At 66.8% G+C, this 21,113-nt stretch carries 18 protein-coding genes; 3 read left to right on the top strand and 15 right to left on the bottom strand.

Annotated features, from left to right (window positions below; all coding sequences use genetic code 11):
- Positions 1-61 precede the first annotated feature (61 nt).
- Both LK542_RS11290 and LK542_RS11285 read left to right on the top strand, forming a co-directional pair.
- Positions 62-1,201, top strand: coding sequence for a polysaccharide biosynthesis/export family protein (locus tag LK542_RS11290; RefSeq protein WP_227811985.1), 1,140 nt, complete (start codon positions 62-64; stop codon positions 1,199-1,201).
- A gap of 39 nt (positions 1,202-1,240) precedes the next feature.
- A complete protein-coding gene (locus LK542_RS11285) occupies positions 1,241-3,517 on the top strand; it encodes a polysaccharide biosynthesis tyrosine autokinase (RefSeq protein WP_227811984.1) in 2,277 nt (758 codons plus the stop codon).
- A gap of 1,049 nt (positions 3,518-4,566) precedes the next feature.
- Here the strand turns inward: LK542_RS11285 and LK542_RS11280 are convergent.
- From LK542_RS11280 to LK542_RS11210, 15 genes are all read right to left on the bottom strand, one after another.
- Positions 4,567-5,757 carry an acyltransferase gene (locus LK542_RS11280; RefSeq protein ID WP_227811983.1) on the bottom strand — a complete coding sequence of 397 codons (1,191 nt, stop codon included), beginning with the start codon at positions 5,755-5,757 and terminating at the stop codon, positions 4,567-4,569.
- A 25-nt stretch (positions 5,758-5,782) separates the two neighbouring features.
- A complete protein-coding gene (locus tag LK542_RS11275) occupies positions 5,783-6,373 on the bottom strand; it encodes a hypothetical protein (protein ID WP_227811982.1) in 591 nt (196 codons plus the stop codon).
- Positions 6,374-6,388: 15 nt separating this feature from the next.
- Positions 6,389-6,979: a sugar transferase gene (locus tag LK542_RS11270; RefSeq protein WP_227811981.1), complete on the bottom strand. Its 591-nt coding sequence runs from the start codon at positions 6,977-6,979 to the stop codon at positions 6,389-6,391.
- The gene (locus tag LK542_RS11265) at positions 6,976-8,202 is read right to left on the bottom strand and encodes a DegT/DnrJ/EryC1/StrS aminotransferase family protein (protein ID WP_227811980.1); all 1,227 of its coding nucleotides are present in this window, start codon (positions 8,200-8,202) and stop codon (positions 6,976-6,978) included. The genes LK542_RS11270 and LK542_RS11265 overlap by 4 nt, the downstream gene beginning before the upstream one ends.
- A complete protein-coding gene (locus tag LK542_RS11260; RefSeq protein ID WP_227811979.1) occupies positions 8,195-9,442 on the bottom strand; it encodes a glycosyltransferase family 4 protein in 1,248 nt (415 codons plus the stop codon). The genes LK542_RS11265 and LK542_RS11260 overlap by 8 nt, the downstream gene beginning before the upstream one ends.
- A gap of 26 nt (positions 9,443-9,468) precedes the next feature.
- Positions 9,469-10,257 (bottom strand): hypothetical protein, encoded by a 789-nt coding sequence (locus tag LK542_RS11255; protein ID WP_227811978.1) that lies wholly within the window; start codon positions 10,255-10,257, stop codon positions 9,469-9,471.
- A 5-nt stretch (positions 10,258-10,262) separates the two neighbouring features.
- Positions 10,263-10,949: a hypothetical protein gene (locus tag LK542_RS11250; RefSeq protein ID WP_227811977.1), complete on the bottom strand. Its 687-nt coding sequence runs from the start codon at positions 10,947-10,949 to the stop codon at positions 10,263-10,265.
- Positions 10,950-11,036: 87 nt separating this feature from the next.
- A complete protein-coding gene (locus tag LK542_RS11245) occupies positions 11,037-12,164 on the bottom strand; it encodes a glycosyltransferase (protein ID WP_227811976.1) in 1,128 nt (375 codons plus the stop codon).
- Positions 12,127-13,413 carry a hypothetical protein gene (locus LK542_RS11240; protein ID WP_227811975.1) on the bottom strand — a complete coding sequence of 429 codons (1,287 nt, stop codon included), beginning with the start codon at positions 13,411-13,413 and terminating at the stop codon, positions 12,127-12,129. The genes LK542_RS11245 and LK542_RS11240 overlap by 38 nt, the downstream gene beginning before the upstream one ends.
- Complete coding sequence (locus LK542_RS11235; RefSeq protein WP_227800936.1) at positions 13,410-14,705, bottom strand: lipopolysaccharide biosynthesis protein; 1,296 nt, start codon at positions 14,703-14,705, stop codon at positions 13,410-13,412. Before LK542_RS11235 ends, LK542_RS11240 begins: the two co-directional genes overlap by 4 nt.
- A gap of 8 nt (positions 14,706-14,713) precedes the next feature.
- Positions 14,714-15,850: a DegT/DnrJ/EryC1/StrS aminotransferase family protein gene (locus LK542_RS11230; RefSeq protein ID WP_227811974.1), complete on the bottom strand. Its 1,137-nt coding sequence runs from the start codon at positions 15,848-15,850 to the stop codon at positions 14,714-14,716.
- A gap of 10 nt (positions 15,851-15,860) precedes the next feature.
- On the bottom strand, positions 15,861-16,463 hold the full coding sequence (locus LK542_RS11225; protein ID WP_227811973.1) for an acyltransferase: 603 nt from the start codon (positions 16,461-16,463) through the stop codon (positions 15,861-15,863).
- Between the two features lies 1 nt (position 16,464).
- On the bottom strand, positions 16,465-17,526 hold the full coding sequence (locus LK542_RS11220; protein WP_227812253.1) for a Gfo/Idh/MocA family protein: 1,062 nt from the start codon (positions 17,524-17,526) through the stop codon (positions 16,465-16,467).
- Positions 17,527-17,573: 47 nt separating this feature from the next.
- Positions 17,574-18,902, bottom strand: a complete 1,329-nt coding sequence (locus tag LK542_RS11215; RefSeq protein ID WP_227811972.1) for a nucleotide sugar dehydrogenase — start codon at positions 18,900-18,902, stop codon at positions 17,574-17,576.
- Positions 18,903-18,939: 37 nt separating this feature from the next.
- The gene (locus LK542_RS11210) at positions 18,940-20,571 is read right to left on the bottom strand and encodes a polysaccharide biosynthesis protein (RefSeq protein ID WP_374040135.1); all 1,632 of its coding nucleotides are present in this window, start codon (positions 20,569-20,571) and stop codon (positions 18,940-18,942) included.
- Here LK542_RS11210 and LK542_RS24940 point away from each other — a divergent pair.
- Positions 20,534-20,896 (top strand): hypothetical protein, encoded by a 363-nt coding sequence (locus LK542_RS24940; RefSeq protein ID WP_373889532.1) that lies wholly within the window; start codon positions 20,534-20,536, stop codon positions 20,894-20,896. The genes LK542_RS11210 and LK542_RS24940 overlap by 38 nt on opposite strands.
- Positions 20,897-21,113: the final 217 nt, after the last annotated feature.

The following is a 21,113-nucleotide window of genomic DNA, read 5'->3' as shown; positions in this document are numbered from 1 at the left end:
GGACGCCGTACGCTGGACTGAACCGTTCCAGAACTGCGTCTATTTTTGATAGGCAACAATCATGGCTTCCTTTTGTTCAGTTGCAATAGTCGTTTGGCGGCGGCTCGCTGTTAATCTGGTCTGCAGCCTGGGCCTCTGCGCTGCGCTGGGGGCCTGCACCACCGGCATCCAGTTTGCGGGTGGCGGCAAGGACGGCGAGGGCGAAGCCCCGCCTACCGAGAAGATCACCGAACAGCTCATCGAGAGCGAGCGGCGCGCGCTGGCCGAGCAGGCCCGGCAAGACCTCACGCCCCTGATCAATCCCAATCCCGCTCCCTACACGATCGGCCAGGGCGACGTGCTGTCGATCGTCGTCTGGGATCACCCCGAGCTGGCCGGCAGCGGCATGACGGCCGCCACGGCCGCCTTCGACAGCGGCACGCTGCCGCCGACTGCCGTGCCGCCCGGCTTCGCGGTCGACCACCAGGGCCGCATCCAGTTCCCGCTGATCGGCCTGCTGCAGGTCGAGGGGCTGACCGAGGAGCAGGCCAGGGCCATGATCACCAAGAAGCTGGCGCGCTACATCGCCCATCCCAGCCTGACCCTGCGCGTGCAGTCCTACCGCAGCAAGCGGGTCTACATCGACGGCGAGGTCAAGGCGCCGGGTCTGCAGGCCATCAACGACATTCCGATGACCCTGGTCGAAGCGCTGAACCGCGCCGGCGGCATGCTGCCCAGCGCCGACCAGAGCCGGATCATGATCGAGCGCGGTCCCGGCCGCTACCTGATCAACCTGCGCGACCTGGTGCAGAAAGGCGTCAACCCGGGCACCGTGCTGCTGGCGCCCGGCGACGTGGTGCGCGTCCACTCGCGCGACGAAAGCAAGGTGTTCGTGTCCGGCGAAGTGGTCACCCCGCGCGCCCTCACGATGCACAACGGCCGCCTGACCCTGAACGAGGCGCTCGGCGAGAGCGGCGGCGTGAGCCCCCTGAGCGGCGACGCGCGCCAGATCTACGTGGTGCGCAAGACGCCCGAGCGCACCCGCGTGTTCCAGCTCGACGCCCGCGTCAGCGGCGCGCTGGCGATGGCGGAATCCTTCGAGCTGCGGCCAAAGGACGTCGTCTACGTAGCCGCCTCGCCGCTGGCCAACTGGAACCGGCAGCTGAGCCTGCTGTTCCCGGGCGCGTTGACCTCCGCAGTCGGCGTCACCACCCGTCCCTGAGCACCGCTTTCGCCTACCGTCTCTGCGAGGTCTGCCACCATGAGCAATCCTGCCGACGCCCACCCGCTGACCCACATCGCGCACAGTCCACCGGTGCTGTCGGTGCCCTTCGATCCACGGCCGCCGGAGCCCCTGCCGGAGGAACCCACGGTCGACCTGAAAGGCTACTTCAACACGCTGTACGACAGCCGCTGGCTGATCGGCAGCATCACGGCCTTTATTACCGTGGTGGCGGTGCTGTACGCGCTGGTGGCCAAGCCGGTGTACGAGGCCAACCTCATGATCCACGTCGAGGAAGAAAGCCCGAACGCGTCCAAGAACATCCTGAGCGAGGCCTCGTCCCTGTTCGAAACCAAGAAGGCGGCCATCGCCGAGATGGAGCTGCTGCGCTCGCGCATGGTCGTCTCGCGCGCGGTCGACAACCTGCAGCTCTACATCGAAGTCCAGCCCAAGTACTTTCCCGTGGCCGGCTTCTGGTTCGCTACCCAGAACGCGGGCAACCTGTCCAACCCGGGCCTGTTCGGCTATGGCGGCTACGTGTGGGGCGGCGAGAAGGCCGACGTGTCGGTGTTCGAGGTGCCCGAGTCCTGGCTCAACCGCGAATTCGTGCTCACCGCGCGCGCCGGCAACCGCTACCGCTTCTCGGGCGGCGGCCAACGGCTGGCCTTCGACGGCACCGTCGGCCAGCGCTACCGGGTCCCGCTGCCGGACGGCCTGCTCGAAATCAAGGTCGACCGCCTGTATGCCAATCCGGGCGCACGCTTTCGCATCAAGCGCAAGTCGCGCCTGGGCACGATCCAGGCCATCCAGAGCTCGATGGTGATCACCGAGCAGGGCAAGCAGTCCGGCGTCATCGAAGTCAAGCTGCAGGGGGAGAGCTCGGCGCGCATCAACAGCCTGCTGAGCGAGATCGGGCGCGAGTACATGCGCCAGAACCTGGCGCGCAAGACCGAGGAAGCCGAGAAGTCGCTGGCCTTCCTGAACCAGCAGCTGCCCATCCTCAAGCGCCAGCTGGAGCAGTCCGAAGACCGCTACAACCAGTTCCGCAATGCGCACGGCACCGTCGACCTGCGCGAGGAGGCCCGCATGAGCCTGACCCAGGCCGCGGCGGCGCGCACGCGCCGCATGGAACTGATGCAGAAGAAGACCGAACTCCTGGCCCGCTTCACCGAAGACCACCCGGTGGTGGCCGCCGTCAACCGCCAGCGCAAGGAGGTCGACGCCGAGATCGAAGCCATCGCCGGCCGCATCCGCACCCTGCCTGTGATGGAGCAGGACGAGGCGCGCCTGACCCGCGACATCAAGGTCAACACCGACCTGTACACGGCGCTGTCGAACACGGCGCAGCAGCTGCGCCTGATTTCCGTCGGGCGGGTCAGCAATGTGCGCCTGGTGGATGCACCGATCGCGCCGGAAAAACCGATCAAGCCGAACCGGCCCCTGATCGTCGCGATGGCGGTCGTCACCGGCCTGTTCCTTGGCACCCTGATCGCCTTTACCCGCAAGGCCATGCGCGGCGGGATCGACGACCCGCAGAAGATCGAGCGCATGCTGCGCGCGCGGGTCGTGTACGCCTCGATTCCGCACAGCGGCAACCAGGACAAGCTGATGCGCAAGTCGAAGCCCGGGGGCGTGCTGCCGCTGCTGGCGCAGATCCTGCCCGAGGATCCGGCAGTCGAGAGCCTGCGCAGCTTCCGCGCCGCCTTGCAGTTCTCGATGCCGCACTTCAAGAACAACGTGGTCATGATGGTCGGGCCGACGCGCGACCTCGGCAAGTCCTTCATTGCCGCAAACTTTGCAGCGGTGATGGCGGCCAGCGGCAAGCGGGTGCTCCTGATCGACGCCGACATGCGCAACGGCCACCTGCACCGCTACTTCGGCGTCGACCGGGGCAAGGGGCTGTCGCGGGCGATCGCCGGCGGGGCTACCGTGGACGAAGTCATCCATCGCGATGTGCTCGAGCGCCTCGATTTCATCCCGACCGGCGAGCTGCCCTCCAACCGGGCCGAGTTCCTGCTGCACCTGAACTTCGGCAACCTGCTCGAGACCGTCAGCCCCATGTACGACCTGGTGCTGATCGATCCGCCGCCGCTGCTCGCCGTCGCCGACGCCCTGATCATCGGCGCCCATGCGGGAGCCGTCTTCCTGGTGACACGCTCCGGGGTGACCACCGAGGGACAGATCAACGAATCGATCAAGCGCCTGAACCACGCGGGGATCTCGCCGCGCGGAGTGCTGTTCAACGACATGGCGCTCAGGCTGGGCGATTATCGGTCGCAGTATGGCGGTGGGCCGCAGCTGGCCTATGTTGCCTGATCAGTGCCGGCAACGTGGGCCAGACGAGGAGTCCTCGGTAGCGCCGGCACCAATAGGTCAGACAGGGGCCTCAGCGCAGCTGGAGCGCATCAGCCGAACGGGGTGTCCTGGGTGCGGCCGGCGCTGACACCGCCAGAAGTCCGGAGCGCGGCTGCTGCCCTTGGGGGAGCAAGATGCCCGGCGTGTCGGCCGTATGACGACACCCGAGCCTTGGATGCTCCTACGCGCCGGTGATCACTGTCGGGCGGTAAAAAAACTCACTGTTACGCATGGTGTTTGCGTGCGCTTCGCGCTGTGCCGGCGGAGCGCTCTTTCTGTGCGACGTGCCTGGCCACCTGCATCAAAGGGGCGGTGCTTCGTGGCGCCCTGGTCTTAGACATCCGACCGATTGATCTCTCGCGTCGATCTCTCCGCTGAATGCGGACATGGCATCCCAGCACATTTTTGCCTGCCAACCCAGCCAGCGTGATTGATCGCGACGCTGCGACCTGTCCTCTACTTACAGGTGACCGCATGTCGCTCAGCCAGACCGCATCACCTGCATGCTGGCGCGGCCGCCAAGAGGTGGCGCCAGGCCGGCTCCTTGCAGCGGGCCTGCCGGGTTGGGCAGTATGCCGGTGTGAGAAAAGCATGTGGACGGATCGCCGGCCCACAGTGCGCTCGCCTGTCAACGGTCGCCGGGGCCGGCGTGCACGGTCCTGACGCTCGCCGAGTGATGGAGACCGAGGTTCGACGGAGGATGAGCGACCATCCATGCTTACGTCTGCACACGCACCGCTGATTCGAGACCGTCCCGTTCTCGGGCTTATCGTTCCGAGCCGCCGGTCTCCAGAGACTATCGGCAGAGCGCTTGAGAGCGCTGGAGAATCCTGCCGGGTATTGAAGACGGAAGTATCCTTCCGGCCACCTGACCGGAATCGCAAGGGCCTCGAAGGACCGCGCTACGCATCGTCAGGCAGCAACGCGGCCGGGCAAGGCGCAGATCGTGGCCCGGCGACCAACCATGGTTGCTGGCCGGGCGCTGGCCACTTCTGCACCGACGAACTCCTTCAGTCCGGGGACAGCACCACCTGCACCGGCTTGGCCCGCGGCGTCAGCAGCCAGCCCTTGAGCGCATTCCGGATCCGGATGGTGTGCCGTTCGAACAGCAGATAGAACACATACGAAACCACCACGATCGTGCCGAGCACTGTGAAGTACCACAGGTAGTCGGTGGCGACGGCAGGATCGAGGCGGTCGCGTCCCAGGAACTGGCGCCCGAGGTAGCGCATCAGTTCGATGACGGGGATGTGGAGCACGTAGAGCGAGAACGAGAACTCCGAGAAGAACACCGCCACCCGGTTGGCCCGGACGTAGGCTGGCGCCTTGACATCCACCCCTTGCTGGAGCGAAGCCAGCAGGAACAGGAAAGGAATGCTGCACATGATGTCTTGCACGAAGGAGCCGGGCACGAGGTCGTCGTTGTTGCCGCGCAGGCGGTAATAGACGAACAGCGCCAGGGTCAGCACCAGCAGAAGACCGCGGCAGAGCTTGCCGCAATCGATGCGGATGCGCGAGAACGCGGCGCCCAGGAGCCAGATGGCGAAGTACAGCGAAATCATGTCGCGCAGCGTCGCGAGCAGCAGGACCAGGGCGGCCGCCGCGGCCGCGCGGCGCAGTACGCCGGTGCCGGCGATAGCCAGCAACAGCAGGGGGAATTGGATGTAGTACCAGGTTTCATGCGCCAGGCTCCACAGCGGATAATTGCCACCATAGTCGGGCACGGTGACTGTCTGCAGGCCGAACAGGTTGCCGGCAAAGGAGGCCGCCGAGAATTCGTTGGCGGGGTCGAAGTCGACCGGCCCGGGCGTGGCGGCGCCGATCAGCAGGCCGACGCCCAGGGTCAGCAGCAGGGTAGGGACCAGGACCGTCCACAGCCGCGTGAAGCGGTCGATCGCATAATGGGCCAGCGCCTGCGGCTTGCCGAAGCGGTTCATCAGGCTGCCGCCCACCAGCCAGCCGCTAATCAGGAAGAACACGATCACGGCCTGGTGCGCGAAGCCGGTAAAGAAGGCCAGGCCCAGGTAGGCCAGGGTCGGGTCTTCGAGCGTGCGCAGGCCGGGATAGATTTCGGCGCGCAGGTGCGACGCCGCCACCTGCAGGGCCGCCAGCCCCCGCAGCGCCGAAATCAGCAGGGACTGCACTGCGTTCTCGCCCAGTGGCGCCCGTGCCTGCCAATGTATCGAGGGGAAGGAAGTCATGAGTCTCTCCATTGGTAAATAGACGCTAGCATGTGTCCCAGGAAAATGGACGTGCATTGCCCGACAGCGCGAGCGCGAGCCTGATCATCCAGTAGCCGACATGCGCCGATTGCATCAACAGCGCCGCTACGAGAAAGAGTGCGACCGCGCAGGCAGCGGAGGCCGGCCCGGGCGCAACGCCGCGCGATTCAAGCTGGTACAGGGTGCCGAGGCTGGCGCCGGCGCCAAGCAGCCAGCCGGTGGCCGCTTCCGCCACCGCATGTTCGCCTTGCCCGACCAGCGCGACGGCAAGCACCAGGCCGAGGGCCAATCCGCCGCCCGCGGCGCCCAGCCCCCAGGCGCGCCCGATCGGCCGGCATAGCAGGTAGCCGAGCACCGGGTACACGGCCGTCACGCCGGCGGCATGGCCGCTGAAGGCCTTGAAATCGAGGGCGCCAATGTCCGTGCCCCAGCCAAGGTAGGCAACCTTGCTGCCGCCGACCAGGGCCATGGCGCCCGCGTACAGCAGGGCCCAGGCACCGGCCGCGCGCCAGGCGCGTGCGGCAAGCAGCCAGCCGCCGGCCGCCACGGCCAGTGGCAGGGTCAGCTCGAGGTCGCCCAGATGCAGGAGACGCATGGTGTAAGCCGCCGCTCAGCGCACGATTGCAGCGAGGGTGTGCGCCAGGATGCGGATGTCGCCCCAGAACGTACGCTCCCTGACGTAGCGCACGTAGTAGTCGAGCTTGACCGGCAGGACCGACTCCACGTAGGCACGCTCGGGATCGGCCGCGCGCGCCAGGACTGCGTTCTCGTCCTTGTAGCGGATCGCAGCCCAGTCGGTGATGCCGGGCGCGACCGACAGCACCAGGCGCCGCTGCTCCAGCGGGTAGCAGTCGACGTAGCGCGGCACCTCCGGACGCGGACCGACCAGGCTCATGCTGCCTTCCATGACGTTCCACAGCTGGGGCAGTTCGTCCAGCTTGTAGTGGCGCAGGAAGCGTCCGGCACGGGTCACGCGCGGATCGGCGCCGACCGTCAGCTCGGGACCGTCGACCTGGCGCTGCGCCATGGTACGGAACTTGTAGATCGTGAACAGCTGGCCGCCGCGCCCGACGCGCTGCTGGCGGTACAGCACCGGGCCGCGCGAATCGAGCCTGATCCAGAGCGCGATCAAGATCAGCAGCGGCGCCAGCAGCACCAGTCCCAGCGTCGCGCCCAGCAGGTCGAAGGCGCGCTTGCTCATGACAGCAGCTCGTGCAGGGCCGCGACCACGCGGTCGAGGTCGGAGTCGCGCATGCGCGTGTACAGAGGCAGGGTCAGCATCGCCTCGAAGCTGGCCTCGGCCACCGGGAAGGCTTCGGGATTCAGGCCGCAGCTGTCGCGCCAGTAGGGCTGGCGGTGCAGTGGAATGAAGTGCACGCTGGTGCCGATGCCGCGCTCGGCCAGGGCATTGATCAGCTCGTCGCGCCCGATCGGCGCGCCTTCGCTCAGGCGCACCACGTACAGGTGCCAGGCGTGGGTGCTGCCCAGTTCCGGATGGACCGGCAGCAGCAAGGGCAGTCCGGCCAGGCCTTCGTCGTAGCGCTGCGCCAGCCAGCTGCGGCGCTGCTGGAAGCGGTCGATCTTGCGCAGCTGCTCGATCCCGATCGCCGCGGCGATGTCGGTCAGGTTGTACTTGAAGCCGGCCGCGATCACTTCGTAGTACCAGGCCGGCACGCGCGAGGTGTAGCGGTCGAAGGCGTCGCGGCTGATCCCGTGAAGGCGCATGCAGCGCATGCGCGCGGCCAGTTCCGGGTCGCGCGTGACGATCATGCCGCCTTCGCCGGTGGTCATGGTTTTGTTGGCGTAGAAGCTGAAGACGGTGATGTCGCTGCCCAGGGTGCCCACCAGCTTGCCGTCCAGGCGGGTGGGAAAGGCGTGCGCGGCGTCGTCGATCACGCGCAGGCCGTGGCGCGCGGCCAGCGCCAATATCGCGTCCATGTCGCAGGCGAGGCCCGCGTAGTGGACCGGCATGATGGCGCGGGTGCGCGGCGTGATCGCCGCCGCCACCGCCGCCGGCGAGATATTGAGCGTTGCGGGATCGATGTCAACGAACACCGGCCGTGCGCCAAGGTAGCGCACCACCTCGGCGGTGGCGGTGAAGGTCATGGTCGGCACGATGACTTCGTCGCCCGGGCCGATGCCCACGCTTTCCAGCGCCAGGTGCAGGCCGGCGGTGGCGGAGTTGACGGCGATCGCCTCGACGTCGCCGCCCAGGTAGGCGCGGAAATCCTGCTCGAAGCGGCGCGTGGTCGGGCCGGTGGTCACCCAGCCGGACCGCAGGCAGGTTTCGACGGCGCGGATTTCTTCGTCGCCGATGTCGGGCAGCGCGAAGGGCAGGAAGCGCGAAGGAAGATCGTCGAGCGGATCGGCGCTCGGCGCTGTTTGTGTTTTTGCCTGAGCCTGTGCCTGTGCCTGTTCAGCCATGGGGAACCTCGTGTGCGAAAGTGGTCAGGAAACGTCGTCCGAGGACGGGGTAGGTGAGGTTGGCAAGGGCGTGGGCGCGCCCGCGCTCGCCGAGCGCGCGGCGCTCGGCGCGGCTCATGGCCAGCAGCGCCGCCAGGCCGCGGGCGACGGCGGCCGGGTCTTCCGGCGCTACTGTGATGCCGCAGCCGGCTTCGCGCACCGGATCGTTGCCGGCTTCCACCGCGTGCAGCACCGGGCAGCCGCCCATCATGTAGTCGAGCAGCTTGTTGGGCGCGATGCCGAAGCGGTACAGGGGCTGGCGCTGCCAGCCGAGGTAGGCGATGTCCAGGCGCGCCATCAGGGCCGGGATCTGGACCTTGGCCACCGGCGCCACGAAGTGCACGCGCGCCAGGCCCAGCTCGCGCGCACGCCGCTCCAGCCGCGGCTTTTCCGGGCCGTCGCCCACCAGCACGAAGGCGAGCGGCTGGTTCTTCATGAGACTGGCGGCTTCGAGCAGGGTGTCGAGGGCGTTGGCCAGGCCGTGGCTGCCGGCGTAGCCGACCACCGCCAGGCCCTGGGCGCGCAGGCCGGACAGCAGGGCGTCGAGCGCCTCGGGCAGGGCCGGCGGCGCGGCCAGCCACTCGGCCGGATCGAGGCCGTTCGGGATCAGGTGCAGCTTGTGCGGCGCCATGCCGCGCGCTTCGAGGTGCTCGCGCACCTTGGGCAGGATCGAGACGATCGTGTCGGCATGGCGGCAGGCGTAATCCTCGGCCGCCTGCAACAGGCGAATGAAAGGGTGGCGGCGCGAGAAGCCGCCCAGTTCCATTGGCGACAGCGGCCACAGGTCGTGCACCTCGTGCAGCAGGCGCGCTCCGGCCAGGCGCGCAATGCGGTGTGCCGGCCAGATGTCGAGCGGATAGGTGCTCGAGGCGATCACGACATCCGGGGCAAACTCGCGCGTCAGCCGGCGCGCTTCGACCCACAGGCGCAGGACAAAGGCACCCATGTTGCGCACCCGCGCCAGGTCATTGCCGCGGTAGGGCGGAGTGGCGAACCAGGTGTAGTCGATGCCGTCGATGTTTTCGTCGCGCCGGCTGCGGCCGGCCAGCGCGGGCTGGCGCGTGCGCACGTGCGCATGGCTGGCAGCGACGATGCGGACCCGGTGTCCGAGCCGCACCCACTCGCGCGCGAGGTAGTAGGGCCGGTACTCCATGCCGTGGTGGACCGATCCGGCGTAGTGGTTGATCAGGAGGATGTTCATGATTGTGCGGACTGTGCGCGGCGGCGCTATGCGCGCCAGGCCACTTCTTCGACCAGGCGGCGCACGTTGCAGCGCGTGCTCTCGACCCAGTTGGTTTCCCACTGCACCGGGTGGGTTAGCAGGCAGATGTGCCGGTATTCTCCCAGTGCGTCGAATGGGGACAGCGGGTAGTAATAGACCGGATATTTGCGGTCGCTGATGTAGATGTCGAAGCAGCGCAGCAGCTCGGCGTCGTAGGATTCGCATTCGATCCCGCAGCGCCGCCGCAGCGCATCGTCGCGCAGCAGCTCGTGGTTGATCACCTTCAGGCGGCGGTTGGCAAAATCGCCGTGGCTGGCCACCGTGGTGAGTGGAAGACCGAGGCCGTCGACGATGCGGGCGACGTTGCGGGCGAACTGTTCGCGGATCTCGGGAAAGCGCGCGCGCACCGCGTCGGCGCTGCGCAGGCGGTGGCGCTTGGCGAAATCGGCTACTTCTTCGTAGTGGTAGCTTGCTTCGCTGCCGGCCGCTTCGATCTCGCGCATGAAGCCGAAATCGAGCGTGCTGAGGCGGAAGTAGTAGCTGGCACGGACGCCGTGGCGCGTTTCGATCTCGAACATCTTCCTGGCAGTGCGCAGGTCGCTGTCGATGTCGTGGCGGTGCACGAAGCTGCGCCCCAGCGGTCCACCGGGCGCGCAGCCGCTGCGCCGGACCTGGCGGAAGAAGTCGCGCACCGACAGTTGGGTATAGCCGGCGGCGGCCACCTTGCGTACCAGGGCCTCGTATTCGCCGAGGCGGCTCGGCATCAGGTAATCGGCATAGACACGGTTGAGCATGGCGTTTATTGCAGCGTATAGCTGGCGCGGTAGGGGCGAAAGCCCAGGATGGTCTTGAAGTGGCGCAGGCCAGGCTGGGCCCCGAAGAAGGTGTCGTACATGATGTAGCGCACCTGGCCGGCGTCGATCAGCTGGCATACCGCTTCGCTGAGCAGCAGATGCATGATGCCGTCGTTATTCCGGATTCCCATCATTTGGGAAAAGGAAGCGAAATTCCCGTAAATGCCGAGGGTGGCATAAGCGACGAGTTTTCCCTGCGCATTCAATACGCCCCAATAGCGGAAATGATCTTGATTGTCGAAGCGTTCCTGTTTTTCAAAATATTTCCGGTCTAGGGGCCGACCCTGGCGCGTGTCGAGGCTGGTGTTGATATCGTGGATATCGTCGACATAGGCATTGCGATCGATGTCGCGCACGACATAACCGCGGCTGCGCGCGCGCCTGGCGTGGTAGCCGCCGTGGTTCTTTCCCTTGATATGTTCCAGGTAGGCTTCGCGGTGGGGAAATTGGGCGAGATCGATCAGCGCCGCGCCAATGGTTTTATGGCGGATGATCTTGAAACGCGGATGCGGTTTCGTGTAATTGCGGTAAGTGGCCTGGATATCGTCCGGATCGATACGCTGCGAGAAATTGAGCCGGGCACGCGGCAATTTCATTACCTCAAGAAACGTATTGTAATGTTGCAGGAACATAGTCGATCTCAACATTCTTTAATAACTAGACAATACGGCGGATGGCCCCGATTCCTTTTGAACTAACGTAAAGCCGGACCTGTGCATTCAATCGGTCGATCGCATCGAACGGGCCGGAAAAGCGCCTTTTCCCGAAAAGCGGCTGCGTGTCGGCCGCGGCGTCAGCAAGTCGGCATAGAAGGCGTTCAGCTTGTCCGCTTCGCGATCCCAGTTGTAGCGTTCGAAGACGGCGCGGCGGCCGTTGGCGCCCATCTCGCGCGCCAGGCCGGGGTGGCTTGCCAGATGGTCGATGGCGGCGGCAATCGCGGCCGGGTCGTGCGGATCCACGCACAGGCCGCAGCGGCTGCCCTCGACGATCTCGCGCCACAGGGGAAAGTCCGAGGCGATCACGGGAATGCCGGCCGCCATGTACTCGAACATCTTGACCGGCAGGGCTTCCCGGTAGCTGGCGGTCGGCAGCAGCGTGACCAGGCCGGCGAAGGCCCGTTCCATCACTCCGGCCACGCCGCTGCGGTCGAGGTGGCCCAGGGCGTCGACGCGGTTCCAGCCCGGAAGACGCCGGACCTGCGTTTCCAGCTCCGTTTCGGCGAAGCCGCCGGCCAGCGCCAGCCGGGCCGGCGTGCGCAGCAGCGCGCATGCCGCGACCAGTTCGCGCACGCCGCGGATGGCCGAGATGCTGCCGACGTAGCAGAAGCTGTTGCGCACGCCGGCGTCGGCTGCCTTATCCGGTGCCTGCGTGAACTCCTCGGCGCGCGGGAAATTGTTGATGTCCACGGTCAACGGGTTGAAGGCGGCCAGGCGCTCGCGGATCAGGGGCGTGGCGGCCAGCACCCCATCGAAGCGGCGCAGGGCCAGCCGTTCGAGCGCCGCATAGGCACGCGATACCACGCGCGCGCTGCGCGGCGACAGGTAGGGCTTGTCGAGCAGCTGGGAAGGAACGTCTTCGTGGGCGTCGAACACCACCCGGCGGCCGGCCAGGGCCAGGAGCAGGCCGACCGGGATCAGTTCGGGGTCGTGCAGCTGGTAGACGTCGGCGTCCAGCGCCAGCGCCGCGCGGCCCACGCGGCCGGTGGTGCGCAGCATGCGCTCGCGCCGGCCGGACGGGCGGCCGACGTCGACGATGCGGATGCCGTCGCAGCGCGCCTCGCCCAGGCCGTCGGCCACCACCAGGGCCACCTCATGCCCGTGGCTGGCGAGGCTGCGGCACTGCTTCACGAAAATCCGTGTATCGAAGCGCGGATGTGCCGAGCTGAGGTGCGCGATGCGGGCCATGTTTCCTCTCGTAGGAGTAGCGTGCGCAGGCGCCGAGGGTGGCGCTGAGCAGCATGTCGGTGAAGTAATGGGATGTCAGCAGCAGCAGGACGGTGACGCAGGCAAAGGCAAACGCGCACATGAACAGGCCGCGTTCGCGGGCGGCGAAGTATTCGTGGATGAACATCGGGGTGATCGGCAGCACCGCCAGCGCCGCCAGGTAGATCATGCCGAACAACCCGAGGTCGACCCAGGCCGACAGCACGTTGTGCGAGTAATAGCCCGGCTTGTAGCTGGCGTAGTCGCCAAACAGCGGGTGGGCGGCAACGGTCTGCCAGGCGTGCACCGTGAGCTGGTGGCGCTTGTTGGCCGAGGTCGAGTGCGACAGGTCGAGCAGTTCGAGGATGCGGTTGGCGGGCAAGGCCGCCAGGATCTGGTCGAAATACATGGACACCAGGACTGCCAGCATGGCGGCCGCCAGCAGGAAATACAGTTTGTGGCGCGAGTAATAGAACTCGATAACGGGGATGGCGAACAGCAGGGCCACGAATTCGCTACGGGCCGTGTTGACGAACAGCGTGGCCGCGCCCAGCGCATGCAGCACCAGGCGCAGCGGCAGCGTGCGGGTGAAACTGACGATCGCCAGGTAGGTGAACAGGTAGGAGCGCGAAAAACCCTGGTAGGTGGCGAGTGCGTCGGCATCCTTGGCCATGCCGAGCGAGCCCAGGTAGAACACCCCGTCGACCGAGTTGGCGAAGGCGATGGTGGACATTGCCGCGAGGCTGAGCAGGCCGACGACGCGGAAGCGCCGGCTGTCGAAGTCGATGAAGCTGAACTGGATGTAGACCAGCACCATGAACAGCACGGCCAGGATGTGGTTGGTCACGATGGTGCGGTTGGCGCCGACGGCGCCGTTGACCGCCACCACGGTGAGGAAATAGGCGAAGAACAGGCCGTAATGCAGGTCGACCATGGTCAGCCGGCGCGGGTCGCGCCGCATGCGGGCCAGGTAGACCAGGCCTACGGGCAGGGCGAAGGCCACCGCCACCGGGGCGAAATAGCCTCCCAGGAACGCGCCGGTGGTGCCCGTGCCGAGCAGGCTGTGGTAGAAGAAAAAGCCGGGAAACAGCATGAAGAAGCAGGCGACCAGCACCAGCTGGTCACGCCCTTCGCGGCCGCGCAGCTGGACTTCAGGCGTGTGCCGGGTTGTCATGCGGCCGCCAGGACGTTGCGCGAACACTGCCAGGACATGTGCAGGTAGACCAGGTAGAGGATGCAGTACCCGATCGTGTAGCACAGCACGTTCTGGGCCACGCTGCCCGGGAGCAGGAAGGCGCCGAGGGTCATGGCGAACAGGCTCACCTGCCACCACAGGTCGGCCTGCTGGCGCCCGGCCACGAAAAACACGTAGCTGAGCGGGCTGGCGATGAAGTTCAACAGGAATAGCGGGGCCATCAATTGGGCCAGTTCGCCAGAAGCGCGCCAGTTGGCGCCGAACACCCAGGCAAACAGGTAGGGCGCAAACAGCAGGAGCACCAGCGAGGGACCGGCGCCCAGCAGGGCCAGCGCCTTGAAGGTGTGGCGATAGGCGCGCGCGCAGTTGCCGTGCTCTTCGAATTCGCGCACCGATTCGCGCTTGAAGACTTCCAGGATCGAGGAGGCAACGAGCGAGACCGGCGCCGCCAGCACGCGCTGGGTGAGGGCGTACAGGCCGGCGGCCAGCGCGCCGTGGCGCATGCCGATCAGGAACAGCGGCAGCTGGCTGACCGCGCCGTTGAGCAGGTTCGAGGGCAGCGAGTAGCGCCAGAACTTCCGGTGCCGCGCCAGGTGCGCGCGCTGCTGGGCGTCGAGGCGCCAGCCGATCGGCGCCTTCGGCGGACGCAGCAGCAGGCGCGCGGTGGCGAAGCCCGCGGCGGTGCCGAGCAAGTGGCCGAGCACCAGGCCGACGCCGCCCAGGCCGGCCTGCAGCAGGGCCAGCTGGGAGGCAACGATGACGGCGGCGGTGGCGACCTTGGCGCGCGCCGCCTTGCCGAAGGCATTGTGTGAGGTGGCAAAAGCGAGCGTGGTCTGCATGCAGCCGGTGAGCCAGGTGCCGGCCCCCAGGGTGAGCAGGGCGGTCCAGGACAGGCGTCCCGCGGCTTCCACGCCGGCCAGGCGCGCCCCCACCGCCAGCCCGGTGAGCAGGAGGGCGGTGACGGTGGTGCTGTAGAACACGACCCGGAAGCAGGCGCGCTGGCGCTCCGGCTCATGGTCGAGAATCATCGCCGCTTCCATGCGCAGCGTGGCGCCAATCGCGGCGATGGCAACGATGCCGAGCCAGACGCTGTAGGCGCCGAGCTCGCCCGGGGTGCACATGCGGGTGAGCAGCGGCGCGGCCAGCAGCGGCAGCGCCTGCGCGCCGACGGCGCCGCCCAGCACCGTGGCCACGTTGCGCCAGAAGGACGCGCTGTGCCCAAGACGCTGGGCGATCCGCCTGCGCAGTCGTTTGTCCAGCCGCTGCATCATGGATCCGCTCAGGCGGCCTTCTCGCCGGACTGCACCTGCAGCTGCGCCAGTCCCTGGCCCAGGGCCTGGACCACGCGGTGCGCGCTGGCGCGGTCGAGGTAGGGACCCATGGGCAGGCTCAGCACTTCCTGGGCGAGGCGCGCGGCGACCGGACAGCCGCCGGGGGCGGCCCAGTGCGCGTAGGCGGGCTGGCGGTCGATCGGGACCGGATAATGGACGGCGGTCGGGATCCCGGCCGCATGCAGGACTTCCTGCATCCGCTCGCGCTGGGGCGGCCGCACCCGCAGCGTGTACTGGGCGTAGACGCTGGTCCGGTCCGGGCGGCAGCCGACCGGGGCGAGTGCCTCCCCGAGCGTGCCGAGCAGGTCGTCATAGCAGGCGGCGGCGCGCTGGCGCTGCTCGATCTCCCACTCGAAGCGCTCGAGCTTGGCCAGCACGATGGCGCATTGCAGGGTGTCCATGCGTCCGCCGACCCCGATGCGGGTGTGCACGTAGCGGCGCGATTGCCCGTGCACGCGGATTTCGCGCATGGCCGCCGCTAGGGCGTCGTCATTGGTGAACAGGGCGCCGCCGTCGCCGTAGCAGCCGAGCGGCTTGCTCGGGAAGAAACTGGTACAGCCGATGGTCGACAGGTTGCAGCTCTTGCGCCCGCGGTAGCTGGCGCCGAAGCTTTGGGCGGCGTCTTCGATCACGGCCAGGCCGTGGCGTTCGGCGATGGCGTTGATCTCGTCCATGTCGGCCGGCTGGCCGTACAGCGAAACGGGAATAATGGCGCGCGTGCGCGGCGTGATGCGCTGTTCCAGCAGGTGGTGGTCGAGGTTGCAGGTATCGGGCTGCACGTCGACGAATACCGGCGTGGCGCCCAGCAGCACGATCGCCTCGGCGGTGGCGATGAAGGAAAACGGCGTGGTGATGACTTCGTCGCCCGGCTTGACGCCGAGCGCCATCAGGGCGATCACCAGCGCCTCGGTGCCGGAGGACACGGTGATGCAGTGGCGCGCGCCGCTGAAGGCGGCCAAGCGGCCCTCCAGCTCGGCCACTTCCGGTCCCATGATGTACTGCCCGTGGTCGAGGACGGCCTGGATGCGGGCGTTGATCAGTTCGCGCGAAGCGAGGTATTGCAGTCTGAGATCGATGAAATCCATGGGGTCCTCGTCAGGGTTGGACGGCGGCGCGCTCGAGGCGGCAGACGCCTTCATGCAGCACGTACAGGTCGCCGGTGTGCGGGCAGCGCGCCTCGGACGTGTGCGTGGAGCCCGGCAGCGGCAGGTCCAGGCGCTCGCCGAAGCGGCTGATCCAGCCGATCTGGCGCGCCGGCACCCCGGCCACCAGGGCGAAAGCGGGCACGTCGCGGTTGACCACGGCGCCGGCGGCGACGAAGGCGTATTCACCCACGGTGACCCCGCACACGATGGTGGCGTTGGCGCCGATGGTGGCGCCGCGCCGCACCAGCGTGCGCCGGTATTCGTGCTTGCGGGTGACGGCCGCGCGCGGGTTGTAGACGTTGGTGAACACCATGCTGGGACCGCAGAAGACGTCGTCCTCCAGGTTGACGGCGTCATAGATGGAGACATTGTTCTGGACCTTGACCCCATTGCCGAGCACGACGTCGTTGCCGACGAAGACGTTCTGGCCCAGCGAACAGTCGCTGCCGATGCGCGCGCCGGCGCAGACGTGGGCGAAGTGCCAGACCCGGGTGCCGTCGCCGAGCTCGGCGCCGTGGTCGACGATGGCGCTGGAATGGATGACGATCGCCATGTCAGTACTCCAGCGGCAGTGCGATGCGCTTGCCGTCGCGGGCCGAGCGGTAGGCCGCCACCAGCACTTCGAGCGACTTCAAGCCTTCGCGACCGTCGGTTTCGGGCTCGGCCTCGCCGCGCAGCACCTTGATCACGTTGTCGTAGTAGAGCGGGTGGCCGAAGCCGTACACCGAGGTGGTCTGGTAGCTGACGTCGCGGATGCGTTCGTCGTCCGGGTCGGGTGCGGCGAATTCCCACTGCTGTACTTCGTTGACGGCCACCCCGCCGATGCGCGCGGTGCCGTGCTCGCCGAGGATGGTGATCGAGCCTTCCATGTTGCGCGGGTAGGTCAGCATCGTCACGTTCATCGAGCCGAGCGCGCCGTTGCGCCAGCGCAGGCTGATCACGCCGGTGTCCTCGACCTCGATGTCGCGCGCCAGCGTCGCCGTATAGGCTTGCAGGCTTTCCACCGGCCCGACGATCCAGTCGATCAGGTCGACGTAGTGGCTGGCCTGGTTCATGAAGGCGCCGCCGTCGAACTCCCAGGTGCCGCGCCATGTTGCGCTGTTGTAGTACTCGTCGGGCCGGGTCCAGAACACGTTCAGGTTGACCATGTAGATGCGCCCGAAGCGCTTCTTCTCGACCGCGCTCTTGAGCAGCTGCAAGGTGGCGTTGCGGCGGTTCTGCTTGACCACGAAGAGGCGCACCCCGGCCGCGTCGGCGGCGGCGACCATGGCCTTGCCGTCTTCCCAGCGCGTGGCCATCGGCTTTTCGGTGACGACGTGACGGCCGGCGCGCGCCACCTGGATCGCCTGGTGCGGATGCAGCCCGGATGGGGTACACAACACGAAGGCGTCGGCCTCGCATTCTTCCAGCATGCGGTCCAGGCTGCGCCAGGCGCGGGCGCCGGTGGCGCCGGCGGCGGCTTCGAGGGCGCGCGGGTCGACATCGCAGACACCCACCAGCTCGCAGCGATCGTGGTGCTCGCGCATGGCGTTCATGTGGTTCTTGGCAATGCGGCCGCAGCCGACCAGGGCAAAGCGGATCTTGCGGTCGAGAATGGCAGGGGGGTAGGAACGCATCGTGTTCTCCGGCGTGGTTCGGGTGCTCATGCGGCGCTTCTCGTGGTTCAGGCCTTGACGACGTTCGGCAGGCGCTCCGTGTAGACCCCGCGGGTGTCGACGATCAAGTTGGCGTACTGGCGCACCAGCTCGTAGTCGAAGGCGCTGTGGGCAGTGGCCACCAGCACCACGTCATAGGACGCGATCGCGTTCGGGCTCAAGGGCACGCTGGAGAGTTCGAAGCGGTGTTCGCGCATGCGCGGGAAGACCGGCACGTGCGGATCCGAGTAGTCGACGGTGGCGCCCTTGCGGCGCAGGATCTCCATCAGGGCCACCGAGGGCGATTCGCGCATGTCCTCGACGTCTTTCTTGTAGGCGATGCCCAGCACCAGCACGCGGCTGCCCATGATCGAGCGGCCGCGCTCGTTGAGGGCGTCGGCCACCTTGCCGATCACCCAGTGCGGCATGTCGCTGTTGATCTCGCCGGCCAGCTCGATGAAGCGGGTGTGCACGCCGTATTCGCGCGCCTTCCAGGTGAGGTAGAAGGGATCGATCGGGATGCAGTGGCCGCCCAGGCCGGGGCCCGGGTAGTAGGGCGTGAAGCCGAAGGGCTTGGTGGCGGCGGCGCGGATGACCTCGTGGATGTCGATGCCCATGCGGTCGGCAATGATCTTCATTTCGTTGACCAGGCCGATGTTGACCGCGCGGTGGATGTTTTCCAGCAGCTTGGTGAGCTCGGCGGCGCGGGTCGAGCTGACCGGCACCACGCGGTCCACCGCGGCCCGGTACAGGGCCAGCCCCGCTTCCAGGCAATTGGGCGTGGTGCCGCCGCATACTTTGGGAATGGTGCGGGTCTGGAAATCGGGGTTGCCCGGGTCTTCGCGCTCGGGCGAGAACACCAGGAACAAATCGCGCCCGACGGTAAAGCCGCGTGACTCCAGACGCGGGCGCAATTCTTCCTCGGTGGTGCCGGGGTAGGTGGTGCTTTCCAGCGAGACCACCTGGCCTTCGCGCACATAGGGCAGCAGGGCGCTGACGGTGCCCAGCACATAGGACAGGTCGGGTTCGCGGAAGGCGTTCAAGGGGGTCGGCACGCAGATGATCAGGGCGTCCGGCTCTCCGGCGCGGGTGAAGTCCGCCGTGGCCTCGAAGCCGAGTTCGCGCGCCGCGCCGATCGCGCGGGCGTCGATGTGCTTGATGTAGCTTTCCCCACGGTTCAGGCGCTCGACCTTGTCGGTATCGATGTCGATCCCGAGCACCTTGAAACCCTGCGCGGCGTAGCAGAGGGTCAGCGGCAGGCCGACGTAGCCCAGGCCCACGATGCCGATCACGGCGGTGCGGTCGCGCAGCTTGGCCAGCAGCTGCTCCAGGTGTGGGGAGGTGTTCTCGTCGCGCATGTGTTTCCTCGTCGGTCAGTGGCGGTAAAGGGAAGTGTCAGATACGGAAAGGCACGAATTTCTTGATCAGGCTGGGGGACTGGGTGTCGGCCACGAGAGGCGGCGCGACATCGGGGGTGGTGGGCACGTATTCGGCGACAATGGCCTTGACCATCGATTCGATGGTGCCGCGCTCATGGGTCTCGCAGGCCATCATCAGGCAGGTGATGCAGGTTTCCAGCACGCTGGGGCGCAGTGCGCTTTCCTTCATGCGCATGATGCGGGGGTGCTCGCTGGGGAAGACGGTGCCCTCGGTCAGCAGCTCCTCGTGCAGTTTTTCGCCCGGGAACAGGCCGACGAACTGGATCTCGATGTCGCCGCGCGGGTTTTGCGGGGTGCGCTCGGTGAGGCCGGACATGGCGATCATGGTGCGCGCCAGGTCGACGATCTTGACCGGCTCGCCCATGTCGAGCACGAACACGTCGCCGCCCTTGGCCATGGCGCCGGCCTGAATCACCAGCTGGGCCGCCTCGGCGATCAGCATGAAGTAGCGCGACACCTCGGGGTGGGTGATGGTCATCGGCCCGCCGCGCGCGATCTGGCGCTGGAACAGCGGGATCACCGAGCCGGACGAGCCCAGCACGTTGCCGAAGCGGACCATGCAGAAGGTGGTGTGGGCGCCGTGGCGCACGGCGGCCGCCTGGAAGATCAGCTCGGCGATGCGCTTGCTGGCGCCCATGATGTTGGTCGGACGCACCGCCTTGTCGCTGGAGATCAGCACGCAGGTCTCGACCCGGTGGCGGGCCGCGGCGCTGGCCACCACCTGGGCGCCGATCACGTTGTTGCGCAGGCCCTCGACGATGTTGGCCTCGACCAGGGGCACGTGCTTGTAGGCGGCGGCGTGGTAGATGGTGTCGACCTTGCCGTCGCGCAGGATGCGCTCGACCAGTTCGTGGTTGCAGACCGAGCCCAAGTGGGCGTGGATGGCCAGCCCCGGGAAGCGCGCGGTCAGCTCCTGGCGAATGGTATACAGGGCGTATTCGGAGTGATCGAGCAGGTGCAGCTCGTGCGGCGTGAGGGTGACGATCTGGCGGCACAGTTCGCTGCCGATGGAACCGCCGGCGCCGGTGACGAGCACGTTCTTGCCGCGCACGCAACGGGCGAACAGGTCGAGCCGCGGCGGCACCGGCGGGCGGCCCAGCAGGTCCTCGAACTTGAGTTCGCGGATCGAGCCGCGCGCCGGCGGCCGGTCGTCGGCCAGGTCGACCAGGCGGCTCAGGATCTTGACCGGGACCCCGGCCTGGCCCAGGCGCTGCATGATGTCGCGCAGGCGCTCCGGCGACACCGAGGGCAGGGCGATAACAATGGTGCGGATGCCCTGGGACGCGACCAGTTCGGCCAAGCGGGTAGTGTTGAACACGCGCAGCCCGGCGATGGTGCGCTCGTTCAGGGCGCGCTTGTCGTCGAAGAAGCAGACCGGACGGTATTCGTCGCTGTGGCGCATCGCCTGCACCAGGCGCGCCCCGGCCTCGCCAGCGCCATAGACGGCGACCGCGTCGGAGGTGGACGAGCGCCGCCCGCCATGGGCGCGCAACAGGTTGCGCAGGCCGATGCGCGAAATGACGACATAGGAAAACACCACGAACCAGTAAATGGCGAGCGCACTGCGCGGGAAACGCGGCTCGTTCATGATGATTAATACGACATACACGCACAAGATGGCAAAGGCGAGTGCGGCGCCGGTGAAACTCAATAATCGCTGGTCGATAAAACGGATAACCGCGCGGTATAAATCGGATACCGAAAAAGCGGCGATCGTCACCACGGCCACCAGCGCATACGAGGCCGGTCCGAAATTCTTCGCGAGCTGCAAATCGCCGCCACGCAATATCATCGCAATCAGAAAGCAGACCGGTAATGCCAGCAAATCGGCCGTGACCATCATGGCGATCTTGCTGGTGCGGCTCATCGACACCATTCGTACGCAAAGCTGTCTGAAAAGATCGGCGCTGTAATTGGACATGGCAATCCGCTGCTGGTTAGGAATGGGTGAAATGCCGTGATAGCGAATGCAAACGCATTCCTGTAATGGGAGTTATCCGGATCTTTATTCGGAAAATAAGTAAGGTAGTTTTGTAAATTTATTATCTGGCGTCCACTCCTAATGGAGTTTGACCTGACTCAACGGCAGCAAGTGAATTAATTTGAAATGCCGGAAAAATAATACTAGGA

This window comes from Massilia sp. IC2-477, assembly GCF_020707265.1.
In the GTDB taxonomy this organism is placed as follows: Bacteria; Pseudomonadota; Gammaproteobacteria; order Burkholderiales; family Burkholderiaceae_D; genus Telluria.
Note: the sequence above shows the minus strand (reverse complement) of the source record. Positions and strands in the feature narration are given on the sequence as shown.

What these genes read in the sequence shown, in the direction of transcription:
- LK542_RS11270 (WP_227811981.1), bottom strand. Translation starts at nt 6,979, where the DNA reads ATGAGCAAGCGCGCCTTCGACCTGCTGGGCGCGACGCTGGGACTGGTG.
- LK542_RS11225 (WP_227811973.1), bottom strand. Translation starts at nt 16,463, where the DNA reads ATGGCGATCGTCATCCATTCCAGCGCCATCGTCGACCACGGCGCCGAG.
- LK542_RS11280 (WP_227811983.1), bottom strand. Translation starts at nt 5,757, where the DNA reads ATGACTTCCTTCCCCTCGATACATTGGCAGGCACGGGCGCCACTGGGC.
- LK542_RS11290 (WP_227811985.1), top strand. Translation starts at nt 62, where the DNA reads ATGGCTTCCTTTTGTTCAGTTGCAATAGTCGTTTGGCGGCGGCTCGCT.
- LK542_RS11210 (WP_374040135.1), bottom strand. Translation starts at nt 20,571, where the DNA reads ATGAACGAGCCGCGTTTCCCGCGCAGTGCGCTCGCCATTTACTGGTTC.
- LK542_RS11285 (WP_227811984.1), top strand. Translation starts at nt 1,241, where the DNA reads ATGAGCAATCCTGCCGACGCCCACCCGCTGACCCACATCGCGCACAGT.
- LK542_RS11240 (WP_227811975.1), bottom strand. Translation starts at nt 13,413, where the DNA reads ATGACAACCCGGCACACGCCTGAAGTCCAGCTGCGCGGCCGCGAAGGG.
- LK542_RS24940 (WP_373889532.1), top strand. Translation starts at nt 20,534, where the DNA reads ATGGCGAGCGCACTGCGCGGGAAACGCGGCTCGTTCATGATGATTAAT.
- LK542_RS11250 (WP_227811977.1), bottom strand. Translation starts at nt 10,949, where the DNA reads ATGTTCCTGCAACATTACAATACGTTTCTTGAGGTAATGAAATTGCCG.
- LK542_RS11220 (WP_227812253.1), bottom strand. Translation starts at nt 17,526, where the DNA reads ATGCGTTCCTACCCCCCTGCCATTCTCGACCGCAAGATCCGCTTTGCC.
- LK542_RS11215 (WP_227811972.1), bottom strand. Translation starts at nt 18,902, where the DNA reads ATGCGCGACGAGAACACCTCCCCACACCTGGAGCAGCTGCTGGCCAAG.
- LK542_RS11275 (WP_227811982.1), bottom strand. Translation starts at nt 6,373, where the DNA reads ATGCGTCTCCTGCATCTGGGCGACCTCGAGCTGACCCTGCCACTGGCC.
- LK542_RS11265 (WP_227811980.1), bottom strand. Translation starts at nt 8,202, where the DNA reads ATGGCTGAACAGGCACAGGCACAGGCTCAGGCAAAAACACAAACAGCG.
- LK542_RS11230 (WP_227811974.1), bottom strand. Translation starts at nt 15,850, where the DNA reads ATGGATTTCATCGATCTCAGACTGCAATACCTCGCTTCGCGCGAACTG.
- LK542_RS11260 (WP_227811979.1), bottom strand. Translation starts at nt 9,442, where the DNA reads ATGAACATCCTCCTGATCAACCACTACGCCGGATCGGTCCACCACGGC.
- LK542_RS11235 (WP_227800936.1), bottom strand. Translation starts at nt 14,705, where the DNA reads ATGATGCAGCGGCTGGACAAACGACTGCGCAGGCGGATCGCCCAGCGT.
- LK542_RS11255 (WP_227811978.1), bottom strand. Translation starts at nt 10,257, where the DNA reads ATGCTCAACCGTGTCTATGCCGATTACCTGATGCCGAGCCGCCTCGGC.